The organism is Caproicibacterium sp. NSD3 (assembly GCF_053613275.1).
The window spans coordinates 879,488-899,324 of the sequence record NZ_CM132119.1 but is presented as its reverse complement, the minus strand read 5'-3'; the positions used below and the strand labels follow the sequence as shown (position 1 = coordinate 899,324).

General features: G+C 40.3%; 19 protein-coding genes and 1 tRNA gene. 15 read left to right on the top strand and 5 right to left on the bottom strand.

What is annotated here, in order from left to right; translation table 11 throughout:
- Window positions 1–49: 49 nt before the first annotated feature.
- Window positions 50–994 carry an L-lactate dehydrogenase gene (locus ACVS9P_RS04395; RefSeq protein WP_452104420.1) on the bottom strand — a complete coding sequence of 315 codons (945 nt, stop codon included), beginning with the start codon at window positions 992–994 and terminating at the stop codon, window positions 50–52.
- 237 nt (window positions 995–1,231) lie between these two features.
- Between ACVS9P_RS04395 and ACVS9P_RS04390 the strand changes: the two genes are divergently transcribed.
- The 9 genes from ACVS9P_RS04390 (at window position 1,232) to ACVS9P_RS04350 (ending at window position 9,041) form a co-directional block, all read left to right on the top strand.
- On the top strand, window positions 1,232–1,951 hold the full coding sequence (locus ACVS9P_RS04390; RefSeq protein WP_452104419.1) for an SGNH/GDSL hydrolase family protein: 720 nt from the start codon (window positions 1,232–1,234) through the stop codon (window positions 1,949–1,951).
- A gap of 112 nt (window positions 1,952–2,063) precedes the next feature.
- Complete coding sequence (locus ACVS9P_RS04385) at window positions 2,064–3,443, top strand: Sapep family Mn(2+)-dependent dipeptidase (protein WP_452104418.1); 1,380 nt, start codon at window positions 2,064–2,066, stop codon at window positions 3,441–3,443.
- 482 nt (window positions 3,444–3,925) lie between these two features.
- A complete protein-coding gene (locus ACVS9P_RS04380) occupies window positions 3,926–4,615 on the top strand; it encodes a hypothetical protein (RefSeq protein ID WP_452104417.1) in 690 nt (229 codons plus the stop codon).
- A gap of 29 nt (window positions 4,616–4,644) precedes the next feature.
- Window positions 4,645–5,346, top strand: a complete 702-nt coding sequence (locus ACVS9P_RS04375; RefSeq protein ID WP_452104416.1) for a hypothetical protein — start codon at window positions 4,645–4,647, stop codon at window positions 5,344–5,346.
- Between the two features lie 16 nt (window positions 5,347–5,362).
- Window positions 5,363–6,190, top strand: coding sequence for a hypothetical protein (locus ACVS9P_RS04370; protein WP_452104415.1), 828 nt, complete (start codon window positions 5,363–5,365; stop codon window positions 6,188–6,190).
- Window positions 6,191–6,218: 28 nt separating this feature from the next.
- Window positions 6,219–6,950: a hypothetical protein gene (locus tag ACVS9P_RS04365; RefSeq protein WP_452104414.1), complete on the top strand. Its 732-nt coding sequence runs from the start codon at window positions 6,219–6,221 to the stop codon at window positions 6,948–6,950.
- Window positions 6,943–7,815 carry a hypothetical protein gene (locus ACVS9P_RS04360; RefSeq protein ID WP_452104413.1) on the top strand — a complete coding sequence of 291 codons (873 nt, stop codon included), beginning with the start codon at window positions 6,943–6,945 and terminating at the stop codon, window positions 7,813–7,815. Before ACVS9P_RS04365 ends, ACVS9P_RS04360 begins: the two co-directional genes overlap by 8 nt.
- On the top strand, window positions 7,805–8,488 hold the full coding sequence (locus ACVS9P_RS04355) for an ABC transporter ATP-binding protein (RefSeq protein ID WP_452104412.1): 684 nt from the start codon (window positions 7,805–7,807) through the stop codon (window positions 8,486–8,488). Before ACVS9P_RS04360 ends, ACVS9P_RS04355 begins: the two co-directional genes overlap by 11 nt.
- The gene (locus ACVS9P_RS04350) at window positions 8,472–9,041 is read left to right on the top strand and encodes a hypothetical protein (protein WP_452104411.1); all 570 of its coding nucleotides are present in this window, start codon (window positions 8,472–8,474) and stop codon (window positions 9,039–9,041) included. The genes ACVS9P_RS04355 and ACVS9P_RS04350 overlap by 17 nt, the downstream gene beginning before the upstream one ends.
- Before the next feature lie 138 nt (window positions 9,042–9,179).
- Here the strand turns inward: ACVS9P_RS04350 and ACVS9P_RS04345 are convergent, their stop codons facing one another.
- Together ACVS9P_RS04345 and ACVS9P_RS04340 are read right to left on the bottom strand one after the other, a co-directional pair.
- Window positions 9,180–9,917 carry a gamma-glutamyl-gamma-aminobutyrate hydrolase family protein gene (locus ACVS9P_RS04345; RefSeq protein WP_452104410.1) on the bottom strand — a complete coding sequence of 246 codons (738 nt, stop codon included), beginning with the start codon at window positions 9,915–9,917 and terminating at the stop codon, window positions 9,180–9,182.
- A 136-nt stretch (window positions 9,918–10,053) separates the two neighbouring features.
- Entirely contained in the window at window positions 10,054–11,487 is a 1,434-nt protein-coding gene (locus tag ACVS9P_RS04340; protein ID WP_452104409.1) for an alanine/glycine:cation symporter family protein, read from the bottom strand.
- A 332-nt stretch (window positions 11,488–11,819) separates the two neighbouring features.
- On the opposite strand from ACVS9P_RS04340, the gene ACVS9P_RS04335 reads away from it, so the two are divergent.
- On the top strand, window positions 11,820–13,079 hold the full coding sequence (locus ACVS9P_RS04335) for a MerR family transcriptional regulator (protein ID WP_452104408.1): 1,260 nt from the start codon (window positions 11,820–11,822) through the stop codon (window positions 13,077–13,079).
- Between the two features lie 188 nt (window positions 13,080–13,267).
- Here ACVS9P_RS04335 and ACVS9P_RS04330 read toward each other — a convergent pair.
- Window positions 13,268–13,343 (bottom strand) — tRNA-Lys (locus tag ACVS9P_RS04330).
- A gap of 236 nt (window positions 13,344–13,579) precedes the next feature.
- On the opposite strand from ACVS9P_RS04330, the gene ACVS9P_RS04325 reads away from it, so the two are divergent.
- The 3 genes from ACVS9P_RS04325 (at window position 13,580) to trxA (ending at window position 16,089) form a co-directional block, all read left to right on the top strand.
- The gene (locus ACVS9P_RS04325) at window positions 13,580–14,917 is read left to right on the top strand and encodes a DUF6056 family protein (RefSeq protein ID WP_452104407.1); all 1,338 of its coding nucleotides are present in this window, start codon (window positions 13,580–13,582) and stop codon (window positions 14,915–14,917) included.
- A 417-nt stretch (window positions 14,918–15,334) separates the two neighbouring features.
- On the top strand, window positions 15,335–15,754 hold the full coding sequence (locus ACVS9P_RS04320) for an RrF2 family transcriptional regulator (RefSeq protein ID WP_452104406.1): 420 nt from the start codon (window positions 15,335–15,337) through the stop codon (window positions 15,752–15,754).
- 29 nt (window positions 15,755–15,783) lie between these two features.
- Window positions 15,784–16,089, top strand: a complete 306-nt coding sequence (gene trxA / locus ACVS9P_RS04315) for a thioredoxin (protein ID WP_452104405.1) — start codon at window positions 15,784–15,786, stop codon at window positions 16,087–16,089.
- Window positions 16,090–16,245: 156 nt separating this feature from the next.
- Here trxA and ACVS9P_RS04310 read toward each other — a convergent pair whose 3' ends face one another.
- A complete protein-coding gene (locus tag ACVS9P_RS04310; protein ID WP_452104404.1) occupies window positions 16,246–17,499 on the bottom strand; it encodes an acetate/propionate family kinase in 1,254 nt (417 codons plus the stop codon).
- 124 nt (window positions 17,500–17,623) lie between these two features.
- Here ACVS9P_RS04310 and ACVS9P_RS04305 point away from each other — a divergent pair, with 124 nt between their 5' ends.
- Entirely contained in the window at window positions 17,624–18,811 is a 1,188-nt protein-coding gene (locus tag ACVS9P_RS04305) for a tRNA(Met) cytidine acetate ligase (RefSeq protein ID WP_452104403.1), read from the top strand.
- A 31-nt stretch (window positions 18,812–18,842) separates the two neighbouring features.
- On the top strand, window positions 18,843–19,778 hold the full coding sequence (locus tag ACVS9P_RS04300; protein ID WP_452104402.1) for a hypothetical protein: 936 nt from the start codon (window positions 18,843–18,845) through the stop codon (window positions 19,776–19,778).
- The last annotated feature ends 59 nt before the right edge of the window (window positions 19,779–19,837 follow it).

Sequence of the window (19,837 nt, the reverse complement as noted above, 5' to 3'; positions counted from 1 at the left end):
TACCTTTTGCGCTTTTTTATTTTAAAATGGTTTAAAACCTCATTATTTATCAACAGCAATCTTCACGAAAAATTTTTTGCACTGCTGATGCGGATTGAAGCAAAAGTTTTTTCTCTTCCTCATTTAATGGGATATCAAGCACTCGCTCCACCCCCTTACTGCTGAGAATTGCCGGAACTCCCATGCAAATATCAGATAATCCATAATGTCCGTCGATAAAAGTGCTCACCGACAGAATACTGTGCTCATCACGTACAATACTCTCACAAATTCTGCGGCAGCTGCTTGCAATTCCATAATAGGTGGCACCTTTTTTCTGAATAATTTGATAAGCACTATCCCGCACTTCTCGATATAAATCTTTGAGATCTGAATCTTTTAAGGTTTCCCCTGTCGCCGCACAGTAATTTTTTAAATCAATCCCCGAAATATTTGCACTGCTCCAAACAGGCAGCTCACTGTCTCCATGCTCACCGATAATAAAAGCATGCACCACTCTTGGATCCAAAGATAATTTTTTTCCTAGAAGATATTTTAACCGTGCAGTATCCAGCACCGTTCCGCTTCCCAAAACATGTTCTTTAGAAAAGCCTGAATATTGCAGAGCTGCATAGGTCAAAATATCTACTGGATTGCTTACAATCAGCAAAATTCCATCTTGATTATATTGCGTGATTTTCGGAATCATCTCCCGAAAAATTTTAAGATTTTTATGCGCAAGATCATCTCGACTCTCTCCAGGCTTCTGATTAGCACCTGCAGCAATAATAACAATTCCAGCTCCTTTTAAATCCTGCCAGTCCCCTGCTGCAATCTCCATTGGCTTTGTAAATGGAATACTATGACCGAGATCCATTGCCTCTCCCTGTGCTTTTTCCTGATTAATATCAATTAAAATCATTTCCCGAAAAAGCCCACTTTCCAATAAAGAAAAGGCAATGCTCGAACCTACAAATCCACAGCCTACAACCGCACATTTATGAAAATCCGTCATACAAAATCTTCTCCTTTTTTAGTTAGTATAGCAATTTTCGATTTATTTATGAAAAATGAAACCGTTTTTTGTTTTCGTACATCCCAGGACTTTATTAGTAAACAAAAACTTCTTATGAATATTTTGGTCTTTACTTGACATTCTATCAAGTAGCGATTATTATGATATGTAGTATTAAAAACTACATTACATTATTTTAAAAACTTGTTTCTTTTTCTTCTTAAAGGAGGAATTATCATGACACCCAGTGTTTGCATTTTTGGAGATTCCGTTGCAAAGGGCATTGTGTTCGATACCGTAAAGGAAAAATATTTACTTTTAAAAAATCGATTTTCCAATTTAATTGGAGCAAGAGATGGAATTCAAATTAAAAATTATTCTCATTTTGGATGCACTATTAAACAGGGGAAAATTTCAATTGAAAAACATCTGGCCGAACTTTCTAATTATGATGCAGTCATTTTGGAATATGGCGGAAATGACTGCGATCTTTCATGGGAACAGGTCGCTGCTGATCCCAAAGGCATTCATTTGCCTAAAACGCCAATTACCGAATTTTCAGAAACCTATCGCCAACTAGTTAGTGAAATCAAAGAATCAGGAGGCACTCCAGTCTTAATGACACTGCCGCCGATTTATGCTCCACGGTATTTTTCATGGATTTCTCGTAATTTAGACGCACAAGCAATCCTGGATTATCTTGGGGATGTAGAATTTATCTATCGCTGGCATGAAATGTATAACCTCGCCATATGCCGTATTGCTTTGGAACAGCACCTTTCTCTCATTGACATCAGCAGCGCATTTTTACAAAAGGAAAATTATCAAGACCTCCTTTGCGCTGATGGAATCCATCCAAACGAAAATGGTCATCAGCTGATTGCAGACGAAATTGATCAGCAGTTAAACACGTTTAACTCTCATAGATTTCATCCTTCACAACTCGCATTTGCTTAAAAAATAAAAATAATTTTTGATCTCTCCCCGATATTATACATGTCCTAAAAAATATGATATAATAAAAAAGATTAATATTATAAAAATCTTTTCTTGAAAGGGAGAACAGAAAATGCAATTCGGCAAACAAATTCTTAACTATCAGGAAGAAATTCTTCAAGATCTGAAGGAACTTGTTGCAATTCCTTCGGTTGTCGGTAAATCAGAGCCTGACATGCCTTTTGGGAAACTGCCCGCTGCCGCCCTGCAAAAAATTCTGACCCGTGCAAAAGAGATGGGTCTGCAAACCGCCAATGTTGATAACTATGCCGGTCATGCGGAATATGGCACAGGAAAAGACTCTGCGGCAGTTCTTGTCCATATCGATGTCGTTCCTGCTGGTGAAGGCTGGGATACCGACCCTTTCACTACCACTCTGCGAGACAATCATTTATATGGAAGAGGAGTCGCTGATGATAAAGGTGCTGCCGTTGTAGCTCTATATTGTCTAAAGGCTCTAAAGGACGCTGGTATTCAAACACAGCGCCGCCTGCGGGTCATTTTTGGCTCCGGAGAAGAAATTGCCAGCAATGATCTTAAAATGTATTTTAAGAAACAGGAAATGCCGGTATTTGCTTTTACTCCCGACAGTGAATATGGAATTTGCAACCGTGAAAAAGGCATTTTACGTCTGGATCTGATTGTAGAAAACGACAGTACTGTTGTTACCTCTTTTGATGCAGGAACAGTGGTCAATGCTGTTCCCGGTCATGCAGAAGCAACGATTAACTGTTCCACCGAGCAAAAAGAAACTCTGAAAACTTTGGTAGAAAAGGACAGCAGCACTTTTTCATACTCAGAAAATGAAAACGGACTTCACATTTCTGCCAAAGGACTCTCCTGCCATGCCATGCAGCCACAGGAAGGCAAAAATGCCGCTGCACATCTTGCTTTGCTCTTAGGAAAGGTCTTTTCCGATCAAGAACTAGGCTCTCTCCTCACCTTTGTTAAAAATACAATTGGGCTCGAAACAAATGGTAATTCTCTGAAGGTCCGCCAGAGGGATGTGCAAAGCGGTCCTCTCACGCTGAATTTGGGGATTCTGCATATGGATAATCGTATTTCTTCTGCTGGAATTGATATTCGTTATCCGGTGACTTCTGATGGAAAAGCGCTTGCAAAATCGATTACTGCTATAGCGGCCGGATATGGAATTGCCTGCAAAATTCACGGGAATTCTGAACCGCTCTTCATTCCAGAAGATGCACCTTTTATCGAACTGCTTAAAGAAGGATACTCTCATGTAATGGGAGAAAATCCTACTCTATATGCAACTGGAGGCGGCACTTATGCCCGTGAGCTTCAGGGGCGCGGCGTTGCTTTTGGGCCATTCTTCCCTGAAGAGCCAGATCGTCGTTTACATAATTCTAATGAAAATATTGACCTTACCTATTTTATGAAGCATGCGCAAATCTGTATGGAAACGATGTATTTGATGGCTACAAAACCATAAACGGCCCTTTCTTGATAAATACAAACAATTTCAAATATTTAAACATTAAAAGAGACATCGACTAAAATCGGTGTCTCTTTTTTATTTTAATCGCTTAAAAAACTACCGAGTTTACAATTCGCCTAATCTCTCCCCCACACATGTTTCAACATAATTTCGCAGCTCCTATATCAAAATTAATTTATTATAAAACTTTTTGGCATTACACGGATATTTTAACATCATATGACCTATGCAACAAATTTCAGAACGTTTATTTGTTTAATATAAGTATTGAACTCACTTTTTTGAAATGATATGATGAAAATGGTAAAAATTAGCAGTAGCAGTAATATTATTTATAGTTGCTTTTTCCGCTGTATCTGTTTTAGTAATAATTTTCTTCGTCTAGTGAAGCATTTCATTTTTAACATTGATAAGAGTTGGAACAATCATTATATTAAATTTCCAACTCTTATTTTTTATTAAAAAGGAGGAATCCCATGCCCAAAAAAGTTGTCAGAACGGTACTTTTCTCGGTCCTGCTTGCTCTAATGGGAATCGTAATCCTGTTTGTTGCTTTAAAGGACAAGCTGCTTTTGCCGGCATCCAATCTATGGACAAAGCCCACCGCTCCTTCGTCAGCTGTTGCTTCGGGAACTGCAAGTGAAGATGAAGCAACAGTAAACGCCTTTGAACCTAAAATTTCGGTCCCGATGGGAGAAGCTGTCACCGCATATGATCTGCTTTTTACCGTTAATGATTTTACAACGACAAAACAGTATGATGGCAGTTTTCCGATTACAGACACGATTAAATATTGCAATTGCAATGAAGACGGCAGTTTCAGCAATGAATATAATTATTTTATTACGAATTTAACGGTCGAAAATCCAACCGATCAGGATATCGAATATTATTTAAATGCCTTTGAATTTCATTGTTTTGATGAAAATGAGAAAAGAGTTTCCCCCAGTATTGACGAAGTTTTCAGTTATAATAAAGAAGATTCTGGAAGAAAGGATTATTTTCGACATGTTTTTTCTGCGCACAGTAAAGAAACTTTTCATCTGGTCAGCGTCGTAACCGACGAACGTCTTAAAAAGATTGCTCATATTCATTTTGTAGTCAGTCAGTCCGGATATAATGTCCATGGAATTGATGAATCAGCCAGAACGATTATCTTAAAGTAACCAATTTTTCATTAAAAAGGAGGAATCCTATGCCCAAAAAAGTTGTCAGAACGGTACTTTTTTCGGTCCTGCTTGCTCTAATGGGAATCGTGATCCTGTTTGTTGCTTTAAAGGACAAGCTGCTTTTGCCGGCATCCAATCTATGGACAAAGCCTACTACTCCTTCGTCGGCCATTTCTCCGGGAACTGCAAGTGAAGAGGAATCAGCAGTAAATGCCTTGGAACCTAAAATTTCGGTTCCGATGGGAGAAGCTGTCACCGCATACGATCTGCTTTTTACCGTTCATGATTTTACAACGACAAAACAGTGCGATGGCAGTTTTCCAATTACAGGCATGATTAAAAATTATAACTGCAATGAAGACGGCAGTTTCAGCAATGAATATAATTATTTTATTACGAATTTAACGGTCGAAAATCCAACCGATCAGAATATCGAATATTATTTAAATGCCTTTGAATTCCATTGTTTTGATGAAAATGGGGAAAGAGTTTCCCCCAGTATCAGCGAAGTTTTCAGTTATGATAAAAATAAAAAAGAGCTTATTCCCGGAAGAAAAGATTATTTTCGGTATGTCTTTTCTGCGCACAGCAAAGAGACTTTTCACCTGGTCAGCATCGTAACTGACGAAAATCTTAAAAAGATTGCTCATATTTATTTTGTAGTCAGTCAGTCCGGATATAATTCCCATGGAATTGACGAATCAGCCAGAGCGATTATCTTAAAGTAACCAAAGGGGATTTTATATGAAACAACTTATTAAATTAGAAATCGGCAGAGCGTTTCACGGCCGAATGTTTTATATTTCCATTTTAATTGGAAGTATTTTAAGTTTGCTGCAGATTATCTTTCATGTCATTCCGACTTCAATGAACATTGATTTGTATCTCACAAAGATGGACTCTCCACGTTTATATCCGGGGTGGCTTTTCTCCTCATGGCTGGGCGGGAATGTATTTGATATCGAAAGTTTTCTTTTCTATCTTTTGCTCCCAATTCTGGCGGTTCTTCCATTTGGAGACAGCTATTTTACCGACCGAAAAAGCGGATACCTAAAAAATGTTTATATTCGAACAAAAAAGAAAAATTATTTAACCGCCAAAGCAGCCGCAGCTTTTCTTTCTGGAGGCACGGCCGTTGTAATTCCGCTTCTTTTAAACCTAGCGCTTGCAGCGCTGTTTTTACCGGCGCTAAAACCTGAATCAACCGCACCTTATGGCAGTATCGCAGAAGAAAGTATGTGGTCGGAATTATATTATTCCAGTCCGTGGGCTTATGTCTTTGCTTATCTGCTCATTGATTTTATATTTGCGGGAATTTTCGCTCTGATCGCACTGGGAATCAGTCAGGCTGCTGATTATCGCTTTATCGTCATTCTTTTCCCGCTGTTTCTTTATCTTTTTATTTATTCTACTGCAAATCTTTTGCATGCACACGCTTTTGCACCGACCGATTTTTTAAATTCCGGCTTTGGTAGTGGAAATTCTTTTTCGATCATTCTCGGAGAAGGCGCCGCTCTGGCAGGCTTAGGCCTTGGGACATTCTGGATTGGAGGGAGGCAGGAAACCTATTAAACATATAAATAACAGTCGAAAACTGATTTTGAAAGAAAAATATTTTTATCTTGCTTATGCAGCCGCCCTCCCCTTTTTCCTCTTTCTTTTCCTCTCTTCAGAATATGCTTCCTACCAAAAGGAAGGCTATTTTCTTTGCTATGGGGACTGCTTTTGCAGCGTTTGTATAGCATCGGTTCTAGGACTTTTTTTCGTTCCATTTGTGTTTTTTATGACCTGCTTTTTATCGGAACGAATTTTTTCGAGTCAGATGATCTTGCGGCTCAAAAAGCGGGAAACTGTTTGGAATCTACAGGTGATCGTTCTCATAAAAACAGCATTTTACTGTTCCACTTATTTGACCGCGTGGACTGCATTTCTCGGGACCTTCTTTTCCAATCAGATTTTAAATTGGAATAAGCAGAGAAGTATCTTTTTCCTAACTACACAAGCAACGGTGGGGAACTATTCTATCTGGGAAATTGTGCTGTTATTTTGGCTGTGCTCTTTTTTGCTGTTCGCTGCCATTCCGCTTTGCGCGCTATTCATTCAATGGATCAGCGGAAAAGAGATTGCAGGGTGGCTTTATTTGATTTTGATAACCGGCTGGAATATGGGTCCTCCCTTTAAGCTCTTGAGCGGAAAACTTTATCTTTGGTACCGAAGTTTTTTAGATCCCTCCATTTTTGCAGTAGGGATTTTCGGCTGTATCGGTTTAATTTTTGTCCTGTGGATGATCGGGAAAAAGCAAGCGAGAAGAAAGGACTTTTGGAATGCATAAAGGAAATCAAGGGACCGTCCTTCATCAGCTGCGTTATGATATTTACCATGGCACCCGCAACAATTGGCTTCAATATGTCGGCTTTATTTTTGTCTTTATCTTGATTCATTCCTTCTTTTTGACGCATTGGCAGACTTTATCCTCTCATGGTACGGTAAGTGCTTGTCCCAGTTGCTGGGATTATATTCTGGATTTTTTCAAAGGAATTCAGAAAGTCTCTTTTACTGATCGTCGTGAGATATTCGATCTTCCGATTCCGTTTTTACTGTTTAATTTATCTTTGACATTTACAATCGGAAAATATGCCTGCTGTGATTTAGAAGGAATCGGACTTCTGACCCTGCTGCAATCCAAAAAGCGCAGGGTCTGGTGGGATGGAAAATGCCTATGGTGCGTTTTCCATGTTCTCTGCGTATATGCTCTGCTCTTTCTGACTGCATTTTGTTTTTCCGCTTTGAATGGAAACAGCTCGATGAAATTTACCCCGCAGTTAAACCAGACTTTATCGCAGATTCCAACCCAAACATTCGAAAAATGGACCTTGCTGCAAGCAACGTTTTTTCTGCCGATATTGGTATCGATCGCGCTGGCTTTTTTGCAGATCAGCCTGTCGCTGTGGATTCCTCCGGTTTTCAGCTTACTTGCCATTATCTGTCTGCTGGTTATTTCTGCTTATTTCTGCAATCCGTTTCTGATCGGAAATTATTTTATGCTGCTGCGGTCGGATTTGGCTTTAAAAGACGGTGTTTCTTTACAGACGGGCTATCTTGTTAGTATCGGACTTTTATTTCTCAGCTTTTTCTGCGGAAAAATTCGTTTTTGCAAGATGGACTTTTTATCCAGGAGTGAAATTTATGAAAATTGAAATACATAATTTATCGAAGGTAATTCGAAAAGCGACAATTTTAGATCAGATTTCGCTTGTAATGGAAAGCGGAAAGATTTATGGGCTGCAGGGCAGAAATGGTTCTGGAAAGACCATGCTGATGCGCTGCATCTGCGGACTGGTTTACCCCACAGAAGGGGAAATTTGGATTGATGAAAAGAAGCTCAACCAAGACATTTCTTTTCCACAGAGCATTGGAGCATTAATTGAAAACCCGGGATTTATCGGCAGCTATTCCGGATTTCAAAATCTAAAGCTGCTGGCTTCCATCAATCCAACCATTGATGATGCCCAAATAGCATCAAGCATGGAGCGTCTTGGGCTTATCCCGAATGACCGCAAAAAATATCGAAAATATTCATTGGGAATGAAACAAAAACTCGGGATTGCAGCGGCTTTTATGGAAAATCCCGACTTAATCCTCCTCGACGAGCCATTTAACACACTGGACGAAAAAAGCATTGCGGTCGTAAAAGACATTCTGCTCGAAAAGAAAAAGCAAGGGACTTTAATTCTGCTTTCCTGCCATGACCACGAGGATTTAGAGCAGATCTGCGATGAGATTTTTGTGATTCAGGATGGAAAACAGATTCGGACTTATTCTCCACTTAAAGAATCAGAGAGGTCTAAAACAAATGAAGAAGAAACATAAGGGTTTAAAAATTCTGGGAATCGTTCTCGGCTGCGGATTGCTGATTGGATATGTTATGCGTGTCTTTACGCTGAATCAGAAATACCCTCAGCCGCAGGTACAAACATTCTCCATGAACGAATGGGCTGATTATGATGGAATTGAGGTAAAAGTCACACAAGCACAGATCAAAGATCAAGACTTCATGATGGAAAACCAACTCATAACGACTGCGCCGGCTCCCGGAAGAGAGGCCAAGTGGCTATTAGTCACAATGGAACTAAAAAGCAGCAGCACAGACACAGCACAGGGACGAGTTTATTTGACGGAGGCGGAATCTGGCGCATGGAATAACGGAGTCGCAGCAGAGTTGATTTCAAATGTCAATAACCCTGGAATATCATTGAGCGCTCCAATGAAATCCGGAGAAAGTAAAACTGTCGTTCTGCCATTTTCGATTAACCATGTACAGATGACCGATACTTCATGGGCCCATGCAGAAAGTCGCTCTTATGATTTGGTACTAGGGCTTTATCCGACGAAAAAAATAATTCCACTGCAAATCACATACTAAAATTACCTTTTTATTGATTGCACTCACATTGTAAAATTAAGATATAAATCTACCCCCAGACAGAATCGTGCGTTTTTATTTCACTATCCTATCTGGGGGCATTTTATTGAATTTTATAGCCACCAACATTTTTAAAAGCTACTTACAGTTATCCACAAAAGCGCGAAAAATTTTGAGCTGTTCTTCTGAATCGTACATCATTTCGGGGTGCCACTGTACTGCAACGACAAATTTTTTCTCGGCAACTTCGATTCCCTCGGAAACACCATCGGAAGAAACAGCGGTAACGGAAATATTTTTTCCGGGTTTAAAAACCGCTTGATGGTGAAAAGAATTCACATCAATTACTTTCTTCCCATAAATGCTTTCTAATATGGAACCTTTTGTCAGAGTAACAGAGTGCCAAGCATAGTTGCGGGGATAAATATCGCCAAAGTGATGCCCAAAGCCGCCATCTTTCTCCAAGTCCTGATAGAGAGTCCCTCCCATTGCAACATTCAAGATTTGGATACCGCGGCAGATACCCAATAGTGGTTTCTCTGTATTTTCCACGATATACCGTGTTACAGCAAGATCCTGTGCATCCCGCATGGGCATGACAGCACCACAGCCTTTTGCACGCTGACCATAATTTTCAGGGCCTACATCATGACCACCGGAAATCATGATGCCATCCATGCGGTCCAATATGTCCTTTAGATCCTCAAAATTTGAGCAAAGCGGGATCACTACAGGACACCCACCGACTTTTTCGGTCGCATTAATATAATCACCGGCAATAAAGTTCCAGTCCTGACCATCAATTCCCATTTTGGATACCTTGCCTACAGCGTCATGGTAATCATAATTGCATGTAATACCAATTAGTGGTTTCATAAATGGATTTCTCCTTTTCTTACATAAATCAAATTTAAAAGCTCTTACCGAACGTTATTTTTACAGTTTTCTATAAAAGAAATTTTTGACAACAGCTGTAATTTCTTGTCGTCTCTATAATGGATTTCTTTATAAATTACTCTTTTTGAGGGCTCTTGTCAATTTGCTTGGTATGGGCATCGGCATATTCCTTCTCTTCTTCCACCCATTTAGGCCATTTTTGAGTTTCCCACTTTTTGGGATCCGCAAAATACTCTTTGGTCAATTTTACAATTTGATTTACGCAGAAGTATACACCCAACAGATTGATGATCGTGTAAATGCCGGCAAAGAAGTCAACATAGTTAATCAAAGCATCAATACCAACCATGCCACCGACCAGAATCAGAGCCAGCATCCCCCAGCGACAGCCAACACTCAGTTTGTCTCCAACCAGCTTGCGAAACTGAGCTTCAGTGAATTCAATCTGCGCGCAGGCAGTGGTAAAAGTAAACAGTACTACAGATACAGTGACAATCAAAGTGCCTACATCCCCGATCGTATTGTTAAATGCAGTAGCTGTCATAACAGCGGGCGCCACATCGTTTTGCTGCCACACACCGGTAGTCAAAATCACAAGGCAGGTTAAAGAACAGACAATGATGGTGTCAAAGAAGACCTCAAAAACAGCCCACATGCTCTGCTGAATGGGATGGTTGACATCGGCAACTGCATGAGTAATGGTGGTAACACCGGTGCCGGAATCGTTGGAATAGCAGCCGCGTGCAACACCCCAGCGAATACTTTGAGTGACAGCAGCACCAGCAAAACCGCCCACTGCAGCACGACCGGTAAATGCATAACGAAAAATAGAAGCAAATGCGGCAGGCAGATTTTGAATATTCAGAATAATTACAATCAGTGTGCCTACAATGTATAGAACGCTCATTGCAGGAACCAGACGTTCCGTTACGCTCAGTAGGCTCTTCATGCCGCCAATAACAACGACAGCTACTAGGGCGGTCATAATAATTGTCACAGGCAGACGTGGAGCTCCCATGCCGACAATGTTATCCACACTGGAACCGATCTGTGCAGAAGCCGCCAAAAACAGGCAAACAATGCAAACAACTGCATAAAGGGGGCTAATCCATTTCCAGCCGGTGCCGGCAGTCAAATAGATCTGAGGACCACCCTCCCACTGGCCGTCTTTATTTAGGCGACGGTATTTCATAGCAACGGTGGTTTCGGAATACTTTACACAGCAGCAAACTAAACCGGAAACCCATAGCCAAAACACGCCGCCGGGACCGCCGTAAGCGATTGCCATTGCAGTCCCAATAATGTTGCCCGCACCTAAAGTGGACGCCAGTGCACCGGTAACAGCCTGCCAACTAGAAAATTTTCCATTTTCAGCTTTTTTGCCAAAGCCCTTGAAAATAGTGTTTTTCAGAATAAATCCCAGTTTGGTAAACTGCAAAAAGCCAAGCCGGAAAGACAAATACAGGCCCCCACCAACAATCCACAAAAGCATAGGGATTCCCCACAGCCAATTTGTAAATGCTAGGATGGCGTCCAAGACGGATTGCATAACATAACCCTCCTTTTTGTGATTGAACCGATAGATTAACGATCGTTTAAACTCATCATAATCGGTACAGTTGAATTCATGTCAAGAGGTATTTTTGAATAACTTATTAAAAAAGGCAAAGTCCACTTCACCTTTTTTAAAATTTATATGTTTTTCTTAGTAAAAAATGTAGCCTTGTTAAACCTATACTTTTTCACAAAAACATAATATTTTAAACAAAGCAAGTAAGAAATCCGACAATTTTTTCAACTTTATTTGCAATTGTTTTTTACCATTGTGATTCACTTAGATAAATAAATAATTTAAAATATATCTTTAAAGAAGGTTCAAAAATGAAAATCGGTGAGCTTTCAAAGCGTACTGGAGTTTCCCGTGATACAATCCGATATTATGTAAATCGCGGCATTCTGCTACCGGAAACCAACAGTGCCCAGTATAACTTTACGGAGCGTGAACTGCATGATCTTCAGGTAATCCTGCGAATGAAGCAGCAGCAATTTAATTTAAAAGAAATTCAGGATTACATATCATTGTGCAGACTTTCTAATCTGATCGAACCTGAAACGATCGATGAATGTCTGCGTATGATGAATAACAAAAAGCAAGAACTTCAGTCGCAGATTACCTTTTTAAAAGGAGCCATCACCAGCATTGACCAGGAGATTCTGGAACTTACCGGCCATGTTCACGGAGAGCCTCAAAGAACAGGGGTTCCACTTTCGGCTCTTCCTTTATTGGCTTGTCCTCGCTGCGGACAGCAACTGGAGGTAAGCCATGCGGATTTAAACACCCAAAACATTTTTTCAGGGGATCTCACCTGCAAATGCGGATATTGTGCCAAAATTGAAAACGGAATTGTCAAGACAGGAAAATTGTACACGGGGACCCATGACCAACCTGATTTGCGACGTGGACTTTATCGCAATATGGGCAATGTTTTTATGACGGATCTCGAAAAATGTTATGGTTATATTTCTGAGGAACTGCAGAAAATGGACACACAAGGAAAAGTAATTTTGGAAGCTAATATCAACGGATACTTTTTTCTCTATAACTACATGAGAAAGCTCGGTTCGGATTGCCTCTGTATCATTGTAGACAAATATCCGGAAATGCTTGAAATGTATAAATCGCTGATAGATCTACTCAACCTGAACCAAAAAATTCTTTATATCGCCGATGCTGACACAGATTACCCCTTAGCCCCCGGTTGTGTGGATATTCATGTGAGTTTTTTTGGTGAGAATGAACATCAGTTTTATCACAAAAACTGCTTTTTGTACGACGCAAAGCGTTATTTCTCAGACAAAGCGGTCATTTTAGGCAGTCTGCTCAGTTACCCACTTAATTCGGAAACACACAAGTTGCTTAGAAAAAAATATCCGGAGGGCAGCGAGGTCGGCTATAATCTTGCTGCTTTAAAGGAACAATATAGAAAACAAAACTACAGACTGACTGCACAAAAAGTGGGAATCATTCAGGAACTGCCGCTGAAGCAATACGCTTTTGAGTGCCATGTAAACGGTGAAACGCTTGAATTCTATCATTTCAAAGCAGAGCCAATGATTTTGCCGAAAAAAGAAGCACTTTAAGTAAATTTAAATAAATTGCGCTGCAATCAACAATAAAGAAGCACTTTAATTGACATCAATAAAAAAGGCCGCCAAAAGGCGGTCTTTAAAAATCACTTATAACCTTGAAATTCCAGGACTGTATAACTCCAATATTTTTAAATAACAATAACCCAGATCAAAGATCTGGGTTATTGTTATTTAAGCTATGGTGAACCATCGGGGATTCGAACCCCGGACACCCTGATTAAAAGTCAGGTGCTCTGCCAGCTGAGCTAATGATTCATTTCTTTTTTGAACAGCTTATATAGTATACCAATATTTGATGGATATGTCAATCATTTTTTTATTTTTTATTTTTATGGATTTTTTCATTTTTTATCGTGACTTTTTTAAAAAAGAAAAATGTCCCCTTCTTTTGATTTGACAATTTTAATTTTATTCTTCATAATGGAAACAAGGAAAAAATTTTATACTGAATAAATTTTACAGAAGTACAAATGAATGGAGCTTACGATTCAATGGAACAAGTTTTAGACCGCCGTACGGAAAATCCGGTGCTTCGATTTTTAAAATGGCGTTATGCGCCCTTTCTTGTTTTTTTAATTTATGCAATCATCATCCACTACACCATGCAGCTTGGAACAGATGATGATGTTCTTTTTGCGAAAGCCTTGGAAGAAGAGGGCCCTCTTCTTCATTATTATACAACCCGTTATGCTACTTGGACTTCGCGATTGCTTTTAGAAACTGTTCTAATTTATGTAATTAAGATTCCTTTACTTTGGAAAATACTTGATATTGCAATTTTCGTATCGATCCCAGCACTGCTTTCCCTTCTCTTTGACAAGGGAAACAATTGGGGAGTTCGCTGGCTTTTTGTCTTTTTAATGTTTCTCTATCCGTTTCATGATATGGCAACCGCCGGTTGGATTACAACAACAGTCAACTATCTCTGGCCACTAGCTGCAGGAATCGCTACTTTTTTACCCATTAAAAAACTTTTACAAAATGAACCACTTCGCTGGTACCATTACATAATTAATATTCCACTTGTACTCTTCGCTTCTAATCAGGAACAATGCTGTGTAATTATTGCCGCCATGTTTTTCTTCTTTTTAATGAAACAGATTATCTGTAAAAAGAGTTGGCACTATCCCGCCATTATGCTTTTTCTCTGTGCCTTAATGCTTCTTTTTATTATGACATGTCCCGGTAATAAAGCAAGGCTTGTTTCTAATACGGAATACTGGCTTCCGGAATTTTCCAACCTGCATTTAGGTGGAAAAATTGAATTGGGGTTTTCCTCTACCCTTTACGCATTTCTATTTATGATGGGTCCGTGCGGAGCTAATTATATCATTCTCTCATTTACGTTTTTATTGTTTTTAGCTGCGCTGAAAGCAAGAACTTCTATTTTTAAAAAGATCATTTGCTTTTTGCCCTTTGGTATCTGCCTGCTCTTTTCCCTGCAACCGGTTTTAAACTCTATTTCCATTTTGAATCGCTTTTTTAATCGGATTAATACTGCTATGACTTTGACCGGCACTCGCCCATTTTCACACTTACCCGAAACAATTTTGCCAGATGCTATTTTAAGTCTGATTTGTCTTGCAATCATTTTTTCCATGATTTTTGTTTTTCAAAACAAAAAACGATTTTGGCTTGCTCTTTACATCATGGCGGCAGGATTTATTACGCGTCTTGCAATGGGATTTTCTCCTACGGTCTGGGCCTCCAGTACTAGGACTTATTTATTCTTCTACATTGCGGTTATTGTCGACGCTGCTTTGGTTTTAATAGAAATACAAGAAAATTCCGCTGTACTTAAAATGAAACACTATCGTCTCAAAAAATAATAAATAATTAATGGAAAAAAGGCCACCTTAAACAGGTGGCCTTTTCAGAGAGAGGAGAAATTTATGAAAATGTCTTATAATCACTTTGAATATCTTTAAGATACACTCCTTATGTGATGGTTTGATGAAAAAAATCTGATAATTATAAAAATCTTTTACTTTCTAAGAACTCACTGAAATTTAGATTCTAATTTGGCTATTAATGGTTCTGAAAAATACTGGTTTTGAGAACATATCATCAACGCCATTGTGCAAAAGACAAGCAGCAATTTTTGTTCTAATTGAATATTGATTGCTTTTTAATTTAACCTTTTAAAATTTTTTTAAAAACAAGTTGACTTTTCAAACTGCAACTAATATAATATCAGTATAGCAAATGATACTGAATTGATTACAGTTAAAAGGAGGTTTGAGAAAATGAACAGTGACTTCTGCGTAGCCGTTCATGCATTGGTCTATTTAAATCGTAAAGCAGAAGTCGTTTCCAGCGAAGAACTTGCTAAAAACATCTGCACTCACCCTGCTCGGGTACGCAGGGTCCTCTCTAAGCTGAAACAAGCCGGTCTGGTCTCGACCAAAGAAGGAATCGAAGGCGGTTATCGTTTTGTCGGAAATCCAGAGTCGATTACACTTGATGAAATCAGCAAAGCGCTTGATGTTCGTTTTGTAGAATCTTCATGGCGCAGCGGAAACAGTGATATGGATTGTTTAATTGCTTCTGGGATTGCAAAAATTATGGATGGAATTTACGCAGATTTGGACAAACTATGTAAAGATCATTTGAAAACTGTAACAATTCAGACAATCGATGATGAAATTTTCCGCAAAAGCAAATAATCAAAGTTTATTTTTAAGGAGGAACACTTATGGAAATCAAAGCTTTAACATCCGAAAATTTTGAGGCTGAAGTTTTAAAAGAATCAAAAACAGTTCTAGTTGATTTTTGGGCAAGCTGGTGTGGACCCTGCCGCATGCTCTCCCCCGTTGTTGACCAAATTGCCGAAGAGCGTAAGGACATAAAAGTCTGCAAGGTTAACATTGATGAACAGCCGGAATTAGCACAAAAATTTGACGTTATGAGCATTCCAACACTGCTCGTTTTTCGTGATGGCAAACAGGTAAATTCTTCTGTTGGTGTACGCCCTAAACAAGATATTTTAAACCTTCTTTAATCTCCCAGCTATTCAAGAAAATTGCAAAAGCCGTCTCCCTATTATTGGAGGCGGCTTTTTTATTTCTTAAATAAAACAGCTGCTCTGCTTTTCCTCTCAAAAAAGGGAAAAACAAAGCAACTGCTAAACAATCTATAGTTAACTATAAAATAGAAATTAGATATCTTCCGGATCAACGACCGTCTTATCCTCTGCGGTTGCATAGGAGAAGCCAGCAACGATTTCCTTCGTATCACGGGCAATCATCAATTCCTCGTTGGTCGGAATAACCCATACCTGCACCTGAGAATCAAAGGAAGAAATCTTTCCGCCTTTCCCAAGAATCATCTGATCATTGAGAACACCGTCGACCTTCGTCCCAAGGAACCGCAGATAGCGACAGACACCATAACGGATCTTCGGAACATTTTCGCCAAGACCTGCTGTAAAGACGATTGCGTCAAGGCCATTCATCGCAGCAGCATAAGCACCGATATATTTTGCGATCTGATAAATCAGCATTTCGTGGGTTAGAGCAGCTCTGTGATCGCCACGAATTTCCGCGCTTGTTACATCACGGTCATCGCTGTAACCGCAGACACCAAGCATACCGGATTTTTTGTTGAGAAGATCGTCCATCTCTTTTGCAGTCATGCCCTCTTGTTCCATCAGGAACGTCACAATGGAGGGATCCAGATCGCCGCAACGAGTTCCCATCATAAAGCCGCCCAGCGGGGTCAGGCCCATGCTGGTATCCACAACATGACCATCTTTAATTGCGGTAACAGAAGAGCCATTTCCAATATGGCAGGTAACCATCTTAATATCTTCCAGCGGCTGATGCATCAGGTGTGCACAATGCTGGCTGACATAACGGTGGCTGGTTCCGTGGAAGCCATAGCGGCGAATCTTATATTTCTCATAATACTCATAAGGAATCGCGTACATATAGGCTTTTTCGGGCATGGTAGCATGAAAGCTTGTATCAAAAGTGATACATTCCGGCATCTCTGTACCGAACACCTCGCGGCATGCAAGGATTCCCTGCAGTTCCGGACCGTTATGAAGCGGTGCTAACGGTACAAGGCTCTCTACGCCCTTGATGACCTCGTCGTCAACTAATACGCTGTGATGGAAGATAGAACCGCCCTGCGCAACACGATGACCAATTGCAGCGATTTCAGAAAGTTTCTTGATTACGCCGAATTCTTTATCGACTAGAATCTGGGTCACGAGTTTAAAGGCTGCCTTGTGATCCGGCAGAGCGGGCTCAGAGCTAGTTTTGCGGCCGTCCGCAGTCTTATGGCTGAATGACCCCTTCTCCTGACCGATTCGTTCACAATTTCCTTTGCAGAGCATTTTCTCCGTGTCCATATCAATCAGCTGATACTTAAGCGAAGAACTGCCGGCATTGATGACCAGAATTTTCATTTTTGTTAACTTCCTCCTAAATTAAAAGATAAACAGAATTACTTGCAACTTTTTGATGAACAAAGTAATATATATATGATAATACATGTTTTTCGGGATTTCAAGGAAAAGGAGCAAGAAAACGATGAAAATATGCGCAGTCATATGTGAGCTAAACCCCTGTCACTTCGGTCATCAGGCTCTTTTTGACGCTGCGCGGAAAAATGGTGCCACCCACATTGCTGCTATTTTAAGCGGAGATTTTGTGCAGCGCGGCGAACCCGCTTTACTTCCAAAGTGGGAACGTGCTGCCCAAGCGCTCTCAATTGGTGCCGATTTAGTGATTGAACTTCCTGTTCCCTTTGCAACAGCCGGCGCAGAAATGTTTGCGAAAGGCGGCGTTTCGCTTGCCGGAGCCATCGGCGCAGACTTTCTTGCTTATGGCAGCGAGTGTGCAGATCTCAACGCCCTCAATTTTCTTGCAGATACGCTGCTTTCTGAAAAGTTTTCAGAGGGCTTAAATGACTTTTTAAGCGAAGGAATTTCTTTTGCTGCCGCGCGTGAGAAAGCAATCGAAGTTCTCTGCGGAAAAGGAATGGCGGTGCTTTTAAAAACGCCAAACAATATTCTTGCCGTCGAATATGAAAAAGCAAAAAAGGAACTGCATCTTTCCATGGATTCCATGACAATTCCGCGGTTGGGAGCTATGCACGACAGCCTTTGCGATTCCTCTTTCCAAAGCAGCAGTCGAATTCGTGAGGAGATTTTTTCCGATGGAGACTGGTTCCCCATGGTACCGGAAAAATCGGCTGTGATCCTCAAAGAAGCCATCGCAAAAGGTTATGCACCAGCTTCTTTTAAATACGCTGAGCGCGCTGTTCTCTATGCACTGAGAAAATTGCAGCCGGAAGACCTTGCGCGTCTTCCAGATATTTCGGAAGGCCTCGAAAATCGCATTTATGCTGCCGTTCGAAACGCTTCTTCTCTAGAGTCTCTTTACACGCAGATTAAAACGAAGCGCTATCCCTTATCCCGGATTCGAAGAATCATCCTCAGTGCATTTTTAGGGATTCAAAAAACAGATACTGCTCTGCTTCCTCCCTATCTTCGGATTCTTGCCATTGGAAAGAAAGGACAAGAACTTTTGCATTTTATCAAAAGCAACACAAATTTGCCGATTATTACACATTCCTCAGACCATTTTGCTCTTGACAGCAAAGCCTTTCATATGATTGAATTAGAGCATCTGGCATCTGATTTATATGCACTTTGTATGCCTGTTCCACGCCCTTGCGGCAGTGATTTCACCCATGGTATAATTGTTTCAGAATAAAGTCCAGAATTTAAGAGGGGGAAAAGCTCTTATGAGTATCGAAATGCAGGAAATTGAATATGAACCGTTTGGACGATGCATTAAAATTTCCAACCGGGTTTTGGAGGCAATTATCTCGATTGATTTTGGTCCCCGCATCTTAAAATTCAATTTTCTGAATGAAGAAAACACACTGTATGAAGATAAGCAGGATCAGCATGTTTATCAAAATGAAATTCTACATGAATATTTTGGAAAAGACGCAAAGTTTCACTGTTATGGCGGACACCGACTCTCAGTTGCACCGGACGTAATGCCTCAAAGCTATTATCCCGATAACGAACCGGTCGTCTATGGCCCTATTAATGGCGGAGTCACTTTTACATCGCCCCGCCAGCAAGACAGCGATCTTCAGTTTTCCATGGATATCATGATGTCGGACGGAACTTCCGATATTATGGTCGTTCACAAACTAAAAAATTGTTCCTCTTCCGAAAAGAATATTGCGCTTGCCGGAATTACAATGGCACAAAGAGATGGTCTCTTGATTGTTCCCCAAAATCGGGGCCACGATGAAAAACACTATCCAAACCGTCATCTTTCCCTGTGGCCTTTTTCGAGTTTCCGCGACCCGCGCCTTTTTGTTGGAGATCGATATTTAACGGTTAAACACGCGGCGGCAGAACAATATTTAAAATTTGGAATCAATGATGTACAGGGTTGGGCGGTTTATGTTCGCAATCACACCGCCCTGATGGCACGTTTTATTCATAACACCGCCTTCGCCTATCCGGATTTCGGGGCCTCTTTTGAATCTTACGTCTGCAATGATTACACCGAAATGCGGGTGCTTTCTCCACTCTATACGGCTGCTCCCGGAAAAATAATTCGTCATGTTGAAAACCTTTCACTTTTTCACGTTGACAATCTTCCGAACGCTGAAGACGAAGATGCCATTGAAAACTTTTGCGAACAGCTTGCGCCCTAATAATAAATATTTAAAAATGACCCATGTTCCGTAAATAAACGGGGCATGGGTCATTTTTT